Origin of the sequence: Aminobacter sp. J44 (assembly GCF_007829415.1) — a bacterium.
Lineage (GTDB): Bacteria > Pseudomonadota > Alphaproteobacteria > Rhizobiales > Rhizobiaceae > Aerobium.
This window is the reverse complement of sequence record NZ_VLJG01000001.1, coordinates 160498-172715: the sequence shown is the minus strand read 5'-3', so window position 1 is coordinate 172715 and position 12218 is coordinate 160498. Positions and strand designations below refer to the sequence as shown.

The following is a 12218-nucleotide window of genomic DNA, read 5'->3' as shown; positions in this document are numbered from 1 at the left end:
GGAACCTTCAGCCCCTCTTGTCGCCAGATGCGCTCGACCCGCTTGTCGTTGACCACCCAGCCCATCTGGCTGCGCAGAAGCTCGGCGATCTTGCGATAGCCATAGCGGCCATACYGGCGGGCCARTGCRACRATGTCYTCGGTMAGTTGCTGCTCGTCGTCCCGRCCGCGRGGAATGCGGCGCTGCGTGGAGCGATGCTGCCCCAGCACGCGGCATATCCGGCGCTCCGAMACGCGYTTCGGCARAACCGAGCGAACATGGTCKATGCAGGCACGRCGRCGCGAGGGGCTCAGAAGTTTCCCCGMGCAGCCTCCGTCAGGATCAGCTTGTCCAGKGTCAGATCGGCMACCRCCTTGCGAAGCCGTTCGTTCTCCTTCTGGAGCTCCTTCAACTGCCGRAGYTGGTCACGGCTCATGCCGCCATACTGCTTGCGCCACCTGTAATACGTCAGCTCGGAAACGCCGATCTGGCGAACAGCATCCGCCATCGCCATGCCCTGGCCGCGCAAAACCTCAACCTGCCGAAGCTTCGTGACGATCTCATCGGGCTTGTGTCGCTTGGTTGCCATCGTGGTCCTCCTTCATGGTCAAAACCATACTTCAAGGTGGACCCGTTCAATGGGGGTGGATCACGCTTCTGGGTGCAAAAGTTGAAAAGGCCGTCCTTCAGCTGTTGCACCAGAACTTCGAATGGCAACAGCAGTAGGCCGGCCCCAACTTGCATATAGCCCGGCATCGGCTTCGCTGTCGCTACACCGATGTTGAGCAGGCGGAGGCGCGCGTCTGCGCGATCGGCGAGCATTGGCTCGGAAATCCTGATTCCCATAGTGCTGCGCATGAGCGCGGCCAAGCAACATCAATCTTCTCATGCCTTCTCGCAGGGCCGGCCGAAGGGGCACATCTTCCAGACGGTATCGACCCACGATGCCGCGCCGGCGGAGCGCTATGACTACTGGACCGGAGATGTCATACGAAGCTTTGAGCTTGCGGCTCCCGACAGCAGACAGAGGCGGGATTTCAGGGCCAGGATGACGTCGCTGGCAACCATGGCCGGCGAGATGCACTATGCCGATTCCGACGCCTAAGCGTCGTTCAAGCCGCCGAGCCGCTGCACATCAGCCGCAGCCAGGTTCACCGGCTCCTGCAGGCCTATGATCGCGCCGGCGCTGATGGTCTGGCGTCCAGAAAGCGCGGCCGGCCGAGTAATCGTCGCCATACCCAGGATTTTCGCAATCATGTGCTCGATCTGGTTCGTGCGCATTATCCAGATTTCGGATCAACCTTTGCCCATGAGAAGCTGGTCGATCGGCATGGCCTCGGGATCAGCAAGGAGACCTTACGCCAATGAACGATCGAATCTGGTCTCTGGACGTCGAGCCGCGAGCGCAAGCGGCGGATTTTCCAGCCGCGCGGCCGACGCGACTGCCGCCGCTTTTTCAGAAGCGCTCTTCGTTCTCGCGTGCCAGGGTTGTCAAAGCGTTCGAATCCGGCATGTAGCTTTGGGCGACGGTATCCCAGCGATAGGTTACGGTGATCGCACGACTTCCCGGCTCGGGAAGCGTCCCGTCGTCCTGGTCCACGGCCGTGAGCTCCGTCGTTTCAGTTACGCTGACCGCTATGTCCGCGAAGGGCTCGCCTGCGCTTTGTTCGATGGTCAACTCCTGGGTGCGTTCGAAGCCATACGCTCTGTCGCCGAGCAAGGAGATCGTATCGACCAATTCGAACTGGTCATTGCGAACCAGGATCAGGGATGCGGACAGGAAGCTCTGGCTAGAGTTGTGGTGCGTGCTTTGGATTACCAGGAGATCGTCGTCAGCGCCGACCGGCAGACGAACGGGGTCCATGAACGATGTCCACCGATCCAACGCGACATCGGCGGCGTCGAGCAGCCGGGCGTCACCTTCAATGTCAAAAAGCGCCAGGATGGCATAGCCGACGCTGTATTCGGTCATTCCGAAGTCTACCAGCAGCACCAGCCGTTGCCTGCCGCTAGAGCGCAACGGCACGGCTTGAAGCCCAAGAGTACCAGTACGTGCCAACCCGATATCGCCGTCAATCCAGCCTCCGAGATGCCTGATGCCGGTTGGCTGGTGGGCGTCGGAATAGGCGCTGCCGCTGACGGCGATTCCTGGCATGACGAGCCGGATGAGGTCGAGATATGTCCTTCCGTTGCCCTCGGGCAGCGCGTCGGTCGCCTCCGGGGAAAAGGACGGCTGTGCCATTACACTGCCGGCCATGCCCATAAGGAGCGCGAGCAGGATTGGAAATAAGCGCAGGTGTGCAACGGCAAGGTTTGTGCCGTAATGTGGGCGATATGCGCTAGCCATACACATAGAACACGATTTTCAGGTCTGAATCGGGCACGAAGTCCCTGGCTCTCCAACTCCGGTCATCACCGGCCGGCTCCAGGCCTTCGGGAACGCAGAACGCGAACAGGACCCCGAGGTCGTCGCTGACCTTCAGCCGGAAGTCGCCGATCGGGCCGTTCCAGTATCTCGCCGTCTGCAGGATGTAGCCGACTGTGAACGCCTCCGGTTGACCGCCTCTCGTCATGAACTCCCTCTTGGTCGCTTCGTCCATGCAATAGTGCGAAGCGCCTTCGCCATCCGGATAGTAACGGTGGTAATCGACGTCGGCACCGAACAGCGGCCGGTAGGAGATTTCGACCACGGTCTCGCCGGGCGAGAAAGTCTGAGTCCATTCATAGACGGATTGATATTCCCATTTCGGGGCGATCCAGCCGGCGCCCGGCGGCACCTCGTTCCACACCAGATCGTGCCGTCTCAGCTCCTCAAGTGTCGCGTCCGGCAGTTGCGCCAGCCTGACGTATGAATCCATGTCGGTCGAAAGGAGCGGTATGTCGAGGTCGAGAAGTCTTCGAGTAACATCGGTTTCCCCGGACCATGCGTATTCGTGAAGCTTCGGCGTCAGCGGCGTGCCATTCACGAAGACCCTGAAAGCCATGTAGTTGCGCGGATCGTCCACGCCTTCGTCCTGGCTCCAGCTCCTGTTCTCGATGTTGTCTGGTCCGTCTTCCAACGAAACCTTTGCCAAGGGAAAGCCGATCGTCCTTATGAGCGGCTCGGTTGCGGACGAGACAAAGACGTAGCGGACATTGATCCGGTTCCATCCGATCTCAAGGTCCTCGCGCGCGATCGAAATGCTCTCCTCGGACTTGAAGACGAGGCCGCCTGCCGGGAATTCGGACACCGCGCCGTTTGCCTGCGCCGCGGACACCGTGCTGAGGATCGTTGCGCAGGCGATAGCGAGACTGGAACGACATTTCATCTGAGCCTCCCGCAACAGATTCAGGTGTTGGACATCTTCCTCCCGATGACGATGCTTACTCCGACCGCGTCACCAGCTCCACGATCTCGACGCGCCGGTTCCTGGCACGGCCTTCCTCGGTGCGATTGGTCGCAACCGGCGCGACCATGCCGGCGCCGGCCGGCGTCATGCGGCCTGAGGCGATGCCATGGTTTGTCACCAGAGCATCGACCACGGCCTGGGCTCGACGCTGCGAGAGCGACAGATTGTAGTCGAATGCGCCCTGGCCGTCCGTATGGCCGACGATCAATACGCTGAGTTGCGGACTGTCGTTGAGCAAACCGGCAAGCTGGGTGATCTGAGGCTCCGATTCCGGCCTGAGCTCGGTACTGTCGAAGTCGAAATAGATGCCATAGATCGCGATGCGGCCATCCTTTGCCAAGGCCTGCTGCAATTCGTTCGCCTCGATGACACTGATGCGGTCCGTCTCCATGGGCTGGCTTTTGACGATGGTCATGGCGACATGCGGGGTCAGAGGCTGACCGCTTCGCGCTGCGGTTTCCACGCCGAGCATGCCGACCGTCAGCTTGCCTTCCCCATCATCGCGCTCGGCAAGCAGGTAGACGGTCGTGTCCCATGTGGTGGGCATGCCGATCCCGCCGCGTGCGGCGTCCCAAAAGGTTGAGATCGCACGGGCGGGTGAGCACTCCTGCTCGTTGCGGCAGAGGAAGCGGATTTCGAAGCTCTCCGCTTGCAAGGCGGCCTCGTAGTTGCGCATCACCTCCAGGATCGAACGGTCGCCCGGCCCCTCGTAGCGAATGGAGGTGAGTTCCCCGGCAAGCTCCGTCTGCCATGCGGAAGGGTCATTCTGATCGCCGGGATCAAGGGCCTTGAAGGGCAGGCTGAGCTCTTCATAGGCTTTGGTCTCGTAAAAGCCGATCCTCGCCCCTTCGTAGCGGCCGACCGCCGGATGATCGGAAGATCCGGGAACGTCGTCGACCTGGGCAAAGACTGAAGGCGCTCCACACCAAACGGCAAAGCACAGCGAAAATATTGCGATGATCAAACGCCCCATGGCAATCCTCCCAATTTGTGCCTCCGACGGAGCGAAGATGGTTCATAATCGGTAAGAGGCGACCGCCACCAGTCTCAGAAATTTACCTCTTACATCTCTCGATGAGATGCATCGCGGCCGCGCGCGCGCCGTCCAGTGGATATTCCTCTGACCCGTCCTCCACAAAGACCGTGAGTGTCTCGCCGGAGGTCAAAAGATCGACCAGCCTGTCATCAAGGTGGGTTCTTCCCTGAAGAAGGAACTCCTCATCAAGTTCGAGCCGAAACCCGAAGGTCGTGATTGGCACTGCAATTTCCGCAGCCTGAAGCAGGACTTCAACTTTGATGCCCTCACAGGGCTGGTTCGGTTCGTGGGCATAGGTGAAAGTCACTCCCTTACCGTCATTTGTGCAACTGAAGGAAAGCGGTGCGTAATCGGAATTGGGAATGCCATAGGAGAGCGAAGCTCTGCCTCCCTCTGCACGTCCATGCCAGATCAGATTCTCCTGCGCTCGCGCCGGCGATAGCCATGGGGACACGCCCGACGCGAGGAAAAGCATTCCCATGCTGGTGAAAAGCTCATCGCCGATGCCCGTCTCGACAGGGTGCCGCTCCGAATCCTGGCGTCTTCCATTCAGCACGCCCCCTTGCGGAGACAACCCGTCAAAATCTCCAGATCGCGTTCGGTTGGCCCTCTCAAAACCGTACGGTTGCAGGGGAAGGTCTCAAGCAGATAGCCGTTCTCGACTTTCTTCAGGAAGATAACGGCAGGAGCGCCTGTCGGCACCGCGCCGCACCACGGGCCAAGGCAATTTTCCATCACGTTCAGGGCGAAGCGCGCCGGAAGGTCAAAGCCGCTCGGCCGGGCAAGATGTCCGCTGAACGTGGCTCTGTAGGGTCCAGGAGGCTTATATTCGAGCGTATCGGAATTGAACTGCGGGCGTTGGCCAACAAGCGTTATGGTGCCGAAAGCCATGACGTAGCTTTCCGGCAGTTCCTGATGCATCACGCATAGCAGCTCCGCCGTCTGTTCCGGGCAGGTCAGCGAGAGTGCCGGTCCCGCCATGAAGGGAAGGAACGCTGACGCCTTCAGCCATGTCACTGGGCGACATAACATCATACCGCCGCTTTCCTCTCCTGAGGTGCAGCAGGCTGGCGAGACCAATCGCGAGCCCGCTCGGCGAGCATTCCGAACCGACCAGAGAGTTGAGCCAGCCTCGCCTGCCATTCAGGATCTGGCTCCTGTCCCGCGGTGGTCCTGAAGAAAACCTGCATCATGCACGCAATCGCCAGCGGTTCGAGAACGGCGGCCTTGACTGCCCACGCAAAGAGCAGGGCAAACACGAAGCCCCCGGCGCTCCATCCGCCGGGAAACAGATAGATCAACGCCGAGGCTGGAGCGAGAGCAAGCAGGAACACGACAAAGGCGAAAACGTAGATGAACATGGCCACCCAGGCAGCGTTCCTGATCATCACCTTATAGTTCTGACAGTAGAGGATCAGGGCTTCCTCTGCCGCTTGCCATGGATTACGCGTCTGAATGTGGATCGCATAGGCGAGGATGACTTCATCGATGAAGCCTACGGCAATCTTGAGAAAGAGCCGCAACATCCGCGCGAGCGTGTCTAGGCTAGGGATCGGCAAGAACGTAGCGGTACCTGCCATAAGGCTGGTGACCGCGTTGATGACTGCCTTGACCACCTGATCGATGCCAAACAGGACGCTTGCCTCAACGAAGTGTTCGCGCACAATCCTCGTGCCGCGGGCGATCTGGCCGGCATTACCTGAGTCTTCGCGGCCGTCCATAAGATCGACCAGAACAGCGATATGGCCGGCTTTGACGAGATAGAGAATGTATTCGCGGGCAAGATAGATGAGACCCGCCGAGAGTCCGAAACCCGCCGCCCCACCCCAGAAGCCGGAGGCTGTGCGGAAATCTTCACCGCCGCGACTGCCAATGCCGTAGCCGATCATGGCGCTGGCGCCTGTAACAATGACAATGGCACCCGCGATGCCGAAATAGACGGCCAAGCGCAGCGCGACATAGGGCGCAGTCCGCGCCATCAGCCCCAAAGCCCTCGTAAACTGAAAGTCCCACATATTCCTCAGAATCGGCGTCTACGCCTTGTCCCACCACTCGCTGCACAACGGCATCGATCCAAGTTGGAAGCAGCCCTTGCCATCGCAACAGACTGCCCAGTTATCCTCCCTCAGAATTTGTAGCTAATGCTTGCCGAAATCAGGTGAAGACCCGGCTCGACAAATGTCGGTCCGATCTCGTCATTCTCGAAATTGTGGCTGCCGAAATCGGAATAGGCGTAATCGACGCCGAGAACCCAGTTGTTGTCGACCGCGTAGTCGACGCCCGCTCCGACGGTCCAGCCGACATAGCTGCGATCCAACGGTCGTGACGAAGGGAAAATAGAACTTTCATAGCGAAGGTCCTTCAGGTGAAGGAAGGAAACGCCACCCTTCAAATAGGGCAGGAAACGTCCCGCGGCATAGCCGATGCGGCCAACCATGGCGCCCTGCCAATCGGCGTTGACGTGCCAGTCTTCGTTGCCGAAAATTGAATGGCCTTCATTGAACAGGGCGAACATCGACGCTTCTATGCCCAGCACGATGTCATTGGCGAAGTGCTGGTTGTAGCCCGCCTTCGCGCCAATGGCTCCGGACGTGCTGTCCGCGTGGAAAGCGTCGCGCGAATAGGCTGGAATGCGCGTGGTGCCGTCGAGAGCGCTAATACCGCCGACAATACCGATCGAAGCTCCGGTCCAATCGACAGCGGATGTGTCCGGTTGGGAAGATCCGGGCTCAGCAGCATTGGCAATGACACTGGTGCATATGACGTAAACGGCTGCTGCCGAAAGCAAAAAGACAGTCGTAATCCTCATTTAGGCGCCGTTCTTTCTGGTAGGATTGAAAGGACAACGTTACAATGACTGTCAAACAAAAGCGTCAACCGTTCGGTCGATAGAAGGGGGCGATGGACGAAGCGCTGCTTGATCTGATCGATTGCATTTACGCTGCTTCGCTGGAAAAGCCGCTGTGGCCCGATGCAATGAACCGCATGGCTGACCTGATGGGAGGCGCCGAAGCCACTCTCCATTTCAGCGATACCGGGACCGGACAGCGGATCGTTGTCGCGCCTAGATCGGATCCGGACTATCTGGTGAGCTATCGTGAGCACTGGGTGCGTCTCAATCCCCTGATGCAGCACGTCGGCAAGGTTCGAGCGGGTCAACTCATTCGCTTCGCGACGATCGTGCCGCCGGATGAATTTGAACGCACAGCCTTCTTCAACGAGTGGTGGGCTCCACAAGGGTTGGGCACCGGGGGCATGGGCATCACGTTGATGTCTGGCGCGCAAGCGTGGGCGGGGTGCGCGGTTCACCCGGACATCAGGCGTCCGCTCAATGGAAAAGCCGAGGCGCTGTTCGCGGCTTTGCGCCCGCATCTGGTGCGAGCCTTCGAAATCCAGTCGCGGCTCGGTTCCCTGCAAGTCGGAGATGGACATGCGGAGAGCATTGACGATCAGATAGACAACCTTCGCCATCGGTTCGGCCTCACGCGAGCCGAGGCCATTCTCGCATTGGAGATCTGCAAGGGCGACGGGCGCGAGGCTGCCGCGCAGCGCTGCGGGATTTCGGTTTCGACGGCACATACTCATCTGAACCGAATATTCAGCAAGACAGGAACACGCCGGCAGGCCGAGCTTGTGCATTTGTTGCTCACGTCACAGGCGGCCACTTACAAGCTTTCCGTCTCTAACATGCAACGCATGGCCCTTATACAGATTTGAACGTCCGCCTATTAAGGCTGCTGGCGGACTTCCTAATCGCGACCTGAGCCTAATCTGCCGCTATTTCCGCCCGATTACTGGCCAGGCCAGTGACGCGCGTTGTTATTGCGTCGACGAGACGGCTGACGATCCGGTGGAATGCCGGAACGCCGTTTCGTGGGTCTGGCGGAACGGAGGTTCGATGGAATGCCGGCGCGTCGTTTCGTTGGCCCGGCAGAACGGTGATCTGGTGGAATGCTGAAACAGCGTTTCATTGGTCAGTTGAAATGGCAGAATGGTTGTGCGGTGGAATGCCGGAACAGCGTTTCATTGGCCAGTTGAAATGGGAGAACGGCGGTCCGATGGAATGCCGTGAGGGCGTTTCGCTGGTCTGGCGGAACGGTGGTCCGGTGACCTGCTGGAACGGCGTTTCATTAGTCTGGCAGAACGGTGATCCGATGGAGTGCCGGAGCGTCATTTCGTTGGTCTGGCGGAACGGTGGTCCGGCGGAATGCTGGAGCGGCGTTTCATTGGTCAGTTGAAATGGCAGAACGGTGGTCCGGTGGAAGACCGNACGGTGGTCCGGCGGAATGCTGGAGCGGCGTTTCATTGGTCAGTTGAAATGGCAGAACGGTGGTCCGGTGGAAGACCGGAATGGCACTTCGTTGGGCTGGCGGATCGGTGGTCCAGTGGAGTGCCGGAACGGCATTTCGTTGGTCGTTGAAACGGCAGAATGGGGCCGAGTGGTCCGGCGGGATGCCGGTGCGTTAGTGTCCCGTTGCGCGCTGAAAGAGCCCTTGTCCATCAGAAGCAAGTACTGGCTGATGTAGCCTCGCTTATGCCTAGGTCTCAGGAGACGAGACAGCAGCTTGCGGGAACGAGCCATCGCCGCCAATGAGGGAGGAAGTGATTCTAATGTTGGCGACACCGGTCGGGGTTTTCGTTCGTGACGAACTGAGGTGTCCCCAAGAAAAGGCTAGACAGCCTGCTAACGGCAGCGAAATGCCCGAACCGCCTCCTGGTTGATGTCAAATCCGAGACCCGGGGCGTCGGGCATTGTAAGCCAGCCGTTTTGAGGTTCCGGTAGGTTATTGGCTAGCTGGCGGTACGCGATGACCGCAAGATTGTGGTATTCGCAGAGCGTTCCATTTGGTGCTCCAGCCTGCAAGTGCATGTTGTAGTGGATCCAAGCACCTCCGTTTGCGATTGGCATGTTGTAGGTGTGGGCTAGCGAGGCGATGCGCGCGCATTGGGTAAAGCCGCCAGTGATGACGACGTTCGGCTGTAGCACATCGAGTGCGTTGGCCGCGATTAGCTCACGAAAACGGAAGGCGGTGCCTTCATTCTGGCCGCACGCAAGCGGAATGCCGACTTCGCGACGCAGATCCGCCATTTGTCGAGCATCGTTTTGGGTGATTGGTTCTTCGAAGAAGGTGATATCGTATTCCTTCACTCGGCGAGCGAGATGCGCGGCGTGGAAGTGATCGAGGCTGCAGTTGGCATCAAGATATAGCCGGACGTTGGGGCCGACTGCCTCACGCACAGCCTGAACCCGTCGAGCGTCTTCCTCCACTACTTCTATTACGGGGCGAGAAGGACTGCGGCGAGCGAGCGCGTTATGTCCGACCGTCATCTTCAGATCGCGAAATCCGCGTTGTACGAAGTCACTCGCAGCGTTCGCGAGCTCGTCCCGGTCGTAGAAGTCAAAGCCAAAGGTGGCATAGACAGGTACACGCTCGCGAGCGCCGCCAAGAAGACGCCATACGGGTAGATTGAGATGCTTGCCTTTGAGATCCCAGATCGCGACGTCAATCGCAGCTATCGCATGCATTGCATAGCCACCTTGACCGCGAGGCGTCATCGCCCAGTAGAGCACTTCCCAAATCCGTTCATTGTCGACCGGGTCCATGCCCATGATGACGTTTGAGGATGAATTGACGGCGGCCGCCACCACCCCGACGTCTGTGATCGCACTAATCCCGTGGCCGATGTTCCCATCATCCGTCTCTACTTCGACATAGCAGATGCCCATGTTCTGGCTGTGCTTGCGGGTGCCAATTTCAACGTTGGCTGGGACGGCAAGCGCTTGTGCGTGCACGCGTGTGATTTTTGGCATGTACGGTCCTACGAAATCCAAGTCACTGAGCGGCTGCGCGCGCTCGAATTTTTTGGCGGAGGCCAGAGATTAACGGCCACAGCAGTAGAAGCGCCGTCAGAAGCAGACACGTGAGGCTGATCGGACTCTTGATGAACACCGAAAAGTCACCTCGGTTGAGCATCAGTGCGCGGCGCAAATTCTCTTCCATCAGCGGTCCTAGGATGAACCCCATCAAGAGCGGAGCGCAGTCGAAGCCCGTCATGCGCATCGAGTATCCGAGAAGCCCAATACCCAGCACGACCCAGATGTCGAATGTGCTGAGATTCACGCTGTAGATCCCGACGCAGATCAGGCAGATGATGGTCGGGAAGAGATACTTGTAGGGCACCTGCAACAATCGGACCCAAAGGCCGACCAGGGGAATGTTTAGTACCAGCAGGAACAGATTTCCGATCCAGAAGCTGGCGACCAACGCCCAAAAAAGATCGGCATGCGCGGTCATAAACTGCGGACCGGGCGGGATGCCATGGATCATAAGTGCGCCAAGTATCAACGCCATGGTCGCGCTACCAGGAATGCCCAATGTGAGGGTAGGGATGAACGCGGTCTGTGCTGCAGCATTGTTTGCCGACTCCGGTGCCGCAACGCCTTCTATCGCGCCGTGTCCGAACCGTTCGGGCGTGTGTGACACCTTCTTTTCGATCGAATAGGCGAGAAACGCGGCGATTGTGACGCCTGTGCCGGGGAGGGCCCCCAAGAGTGAGCCAAGGCTTGTCCCTCGCACCACGGGCATGGTCGCGCGGCGTACTTCATCGCGTGTTGGGAGCATATCTCGAATGCGGACACGTTGGGCGACGGGGCGGTTTGCCTTGCTTTCGGCGCCAGCAATGACCTCGGGGACCCCGAAGAGACCCATCGCGATTACTGTGATGCCGAGCCCGGTGATCAGCTCTGGGTACCCGAAGGTATAGCGTTGCATCCCTGTGTTAACGTCGGTGCCAATGATACCGAACAGCACGCCAACAATGAGGGCACCAATCGATTTCACTGGTGAGCCGCGGCCAACCGACGCCGAGGCGAGCAGACCCAGTAACATCACTGAGAAATAGTCGACTGAGGTGAAAGACAACGCGAAGTTGGCGATGAGCGGCGAGAATAGCGTCATCAAAATGATGCCAGTTGTGCCGGCGATGAACGATGCGACTGCGGTCACATAGAGAGCGACGGCGGCGCGCCCTTGCTTGGCCATTTGATGGCCGTCGAGACATGTCACTGCTGACGATGCGCTGCCCGGCAGATTCACCAGAATTGACGTGATCGAACCTCCATATTCACCGCCGTAATAAAGACCTGCGAGCATGATGATCGCCGCATCGGGCGGAAGATGGAAAGTGACTGGGAGAAGTAGAGCAATGCCTAGCATCGCGCCGATGCCGGGCAGCACCCCAATAAGGGTTCCAAGCGTGACACCTACAAAGCAGTAGAAAAGGTTAGTTAATGATGCAGCTTGAACAAATCCGGCGACCAGGCTGGATGGAATATCCATCAGAATACGCGCTCCAGTAGCGGCATTGGGAGACTTAGAAGGTATATAAAGATCACCCAGATGCTGGCGGTAAGGATGGCAGCGAGTGTGACACTGCTTCGCAAGGTCGCTTCTTTATCGGCGAAGGACGATATCACGGTGGTCGCAAAGACTGCCGGGCCCAGTCCCACGGTCTCGATCAGAAGACCAAACGCAACAACCGAGCCGACAACAAAGATTAAGGACCTCGAGTGGAGCAGGTCATATAGACCGCCCGGGACCAAGAACGAGCGGATCAATATGGTGACAGCTAACCCGCAACCCACTAGCCCGAATAGGAATGGGAAGAACCCGGGGCCCATTCGTGCAGGTGTTCCTATGCCATACCGATACGCTGTGACCGCAAATCCACCGCAGATGGCCAGCATCACCACACCGGACACGAGATCCGACGTGTTGACGCCCCGCGGTGCATCTTCAGAGTTCATCGGCTCC

At 58.9% G+C, this 12218-nt stretch carries 13 protein-coding genes and 2 pseudogenes; 4 read left to right on the top strand and 11 right to left on the bottom strand.

What is annotated here, in order from left to right; translation table 11 throughout:
* Positions 1–568 (bottom strand): annotated as a pseudogene (locus tag L610_RS00895) (transposase); the annotation flags it as partial.
* Between the two features lie 267 nt (positions 569–835).
* On the opposite strand from L610_RS00895, the gene L610_RS00890 reads away from it, so the two are divergent.
* Complete coding sequence (locus L610_RS00890; protein WP_024849600.1) at positions 836–1084, top strand: hypothetical protein; 249 nt, start codon at positions 836–838, stop codon at positions 1082–1084.
* Positions 1069–1425, top strand: a pseudogene (locus L610_RS00885) (helix-turn-helix domain-containing protein); the annotation flags it as partial. The gene L610_RS00890 and the pseudogene L610_RS00885, both read left to right, overlap by 16 nt.
* A gap of 10 nt (positions 1426–1435) precedes the next feature.
* On the opposite strand, the gene L610_RS00880 reads toward L610_RS00885, so the two are convergent.
* From L610_RS00880 to L610_RS00850, 7 genes are all read right to left on the bottom strand, one after another.
* Positions 1436–2221, bottom strand: a complete 786-nt coding sequence (locus tag L610_RS00880) for a hypothetical protein (RefSeq protein ID WP_144701698.1) — start codon at positions 2219–2221, stop codon at positions 1436–1438.
* Positions 2222–2318: 97 nt separating this feature from the next.
* A complete protein-coding gene (locus tag L610_RS00875) occupies positions 2319–3287 on the bottom strand; it encodes a DUF4424 family protein (protein WP_024849603.1) in 969 nt (322 codons plus the stop codon).
* Between the two features lie 55 nt (positions 3288–3342).
* Positions 3343–4341, bottom strand: coding sequence for an OmpA family protein (locus tag L610_RS00870; RefSeq protein ID WP_024849604.1), 999 nt, complete (start codon positions 4339–4341; stop codon positions 3343–3345).
* Between the two features lie 82 nt (positions 4342–4423).
* A complete protein-coding gene (locus L610_RS00865; protein ID WP_210245983.1) occupies positions 4424–4978 on the bottom strand; it encodes a hypothetical protein in 555 nt (184 codons plus the stop codon).
* Positions 4954–5421: a hypothetical protein gene (locus tag L610_RS00860; RefSeq protein WP_144701692.1), complete on the bottom strand. Its 468-nt coding sequence runs from the start codon at positions 5419–5421 to the stop codon at positions 4954–4956. Before L610_RS00860 ends, L610_RS00865 begins: the two co-directional genes overlap by 25 nt.
* Positions 5422–5435: 14 nt before the next feature.
* Entirely contained in the window at positions 5436–6383 is a 948-nt protein-coding gene (locus tag L610_RS00855) for a hypothetical protein (RefSeq protein ID WP_245263794.1), read from the bottom strand.
* Between the two features lie 146 nt (positions 6384–6529).
* The gene (locus L610_RS00850) at positions 6530–7213 is read right to left on the bottom strand and encodes an outer membrane protein (RefSeq protein WP_084466207.1); all 684 of its coding nucleotides are present in this window, start codon (positions 7211–7213) and stop codon (positions 6530–6532) included.
* A gap of 92 nt (positions 7214–7305) precedes the next feature.
* Between L610_RS00850 and L610_RS20085 the strand changes: the two genes are divergently transcribed.
* Positions 7306–8121, top strand: a complete 816-nt coding sequence (locus L610_RS20085; RefSeq protein WP_024849609.1) for a helix-turn-helix transcriptional regulator — start codon at positions 7306–7308, stop codon at positions 8119–8121.
* Between the two features lie 221 nt (positions 8122–8342).
* Positions 8343–8642, top strand: a complete 300-nt coding sequence (locus tag L610_RS00840) for a hypothetical protein (protein ID WP_144701689.1) — start codon at positions 8343–8345, stop codon at positions 8640–8642.
* A gap of 446 nt (positions 8643–9088) precedes the next feature.
* Here L610_RS00840 and L610_RS00835 read toward each other — a convergent pair whose 3' ends face one another.
* From L610_RS00835 to L610_RS00825, 3 genes are read right to left on the bottom strand one after another with little or no spacing between them, the layout of a single operon-like run.
* Positions 9089–10216 carry a mandelate racemase/muconate lactonizing enzyme family protein gene (locus tag L610_RS00835; protein ID WP_024849610.1) on the bottom strand — a complete coding sequence of 376 codons (1128 nt, stop codon included), beginning with the start codon at positions 10214–10216 and terminating at the stop codon, positions 9089–9091.
* 22 nt (positions 10217–10238) lie between these two features.
* The gene (locus L610_RS00830) at positions 10239–11744 is read right to left on the bottom strand and encodes a tripartite tricarboxylate transporter permease (RefSeq protein ID WP_024849611.1); all 1506 of its coding nucleotides are present in this window, start codon (positions 11742–11744) and stop codon (positions 10239–10241) included.
* Positions 11744–12211: a tripartite tricarboxylate transporter TctB family protein gene (locus tag L610_RS00825; protein ID WP_024849612.1), complete on the bottom strand. Its 468-nt coding sequence runs from the start codon at positions 12209–12211 to the stop codon at positions 11744–11746. The genes L610_RS00830 and L610_RS00825 overlap by 1 nt, the downstream gene beginning before the upstream one ends.
* Positions 12212–12218 lie beyond the last annotated feature (7 nt).

What these genes read in the sequence shown, in the direction of transcription:
- L610_RS00890 (WP_024849600.1), top strand. Translation starts at nt 836, where the DNA reads ATGAGCGCGGCCAAGCAACATCAATCTTCTCATGCCTTCTCGCAGGGC.
- L610_RS00875 (WP_024849603.1), bottom strand. Translation starts at nt 3,287, where the DNA reads ATGAAATGTCGTTCCAGTCTCGCTATCGCCTGCGCAACGATCCTCAGC.
- L610_RS00825 (WP_024849612.1), bottom strand. Translation starts at nt 12,211, where the DNA reads ATGAACTCTGAAGATGCACCGCGGGGCGTCAACACGTCGGATCTCGTG.
- L610_RS00830 (WP_024849611.1), bottom strand. Translation starts at nt 11,744, where the DNA reads ATGGATATTCCATCCAGCCTGGTCGCCGGATTTGTTCAAGCTGCATCA.
- L610_RS00855 (WP_245263794.1), bottom strand. Translation starts at nt 6,383, where the DNA reads ATGGCGCGGACTGCGCCCTATGTCGCGCTGCGCTTGGCCGTCTATTTC.
- L610_RS00835 (WP_024849610.1), bottom strand. Translation starts at nt 10,216, where the DNA reads ATGCCAAAAATCACACGCGTGCACGCACAAGCGCTTGCCGTCCCAGCC.
- L610_RS00870 (WP_024849604.1), bottom strand. Translation starts at nt 4,341, where the DNA reads ATGGGGCGTTTGATCATCGCAATATTTTCGCTGTGCTTTGCCGTTTGG.
- L610_RS00850 (WP_084466207.1), bottom strand. Translation starts at nt 7,213, where the DNA reads ATGAGGATTACGACTGTCTTTTTGCTTTCGGCAGCAGCCGTTTACGTC.
- L610_RS00880 (WP_144701698.1), bottom strand. Translation starts at nt 2,221, where the DNA reads ATGGCACAGCCGTCCTTTTCCCCGGAGGCGACCGACGCGCTGCCCGAG.
- L610_RS20085 (WP_024849609.1), top strand. Translation starts at nt 7,306, where the DNA reads ATGGACGAAGCGCTGCTTGATCTGATCGATTGCATTTACGCTGCTTCG.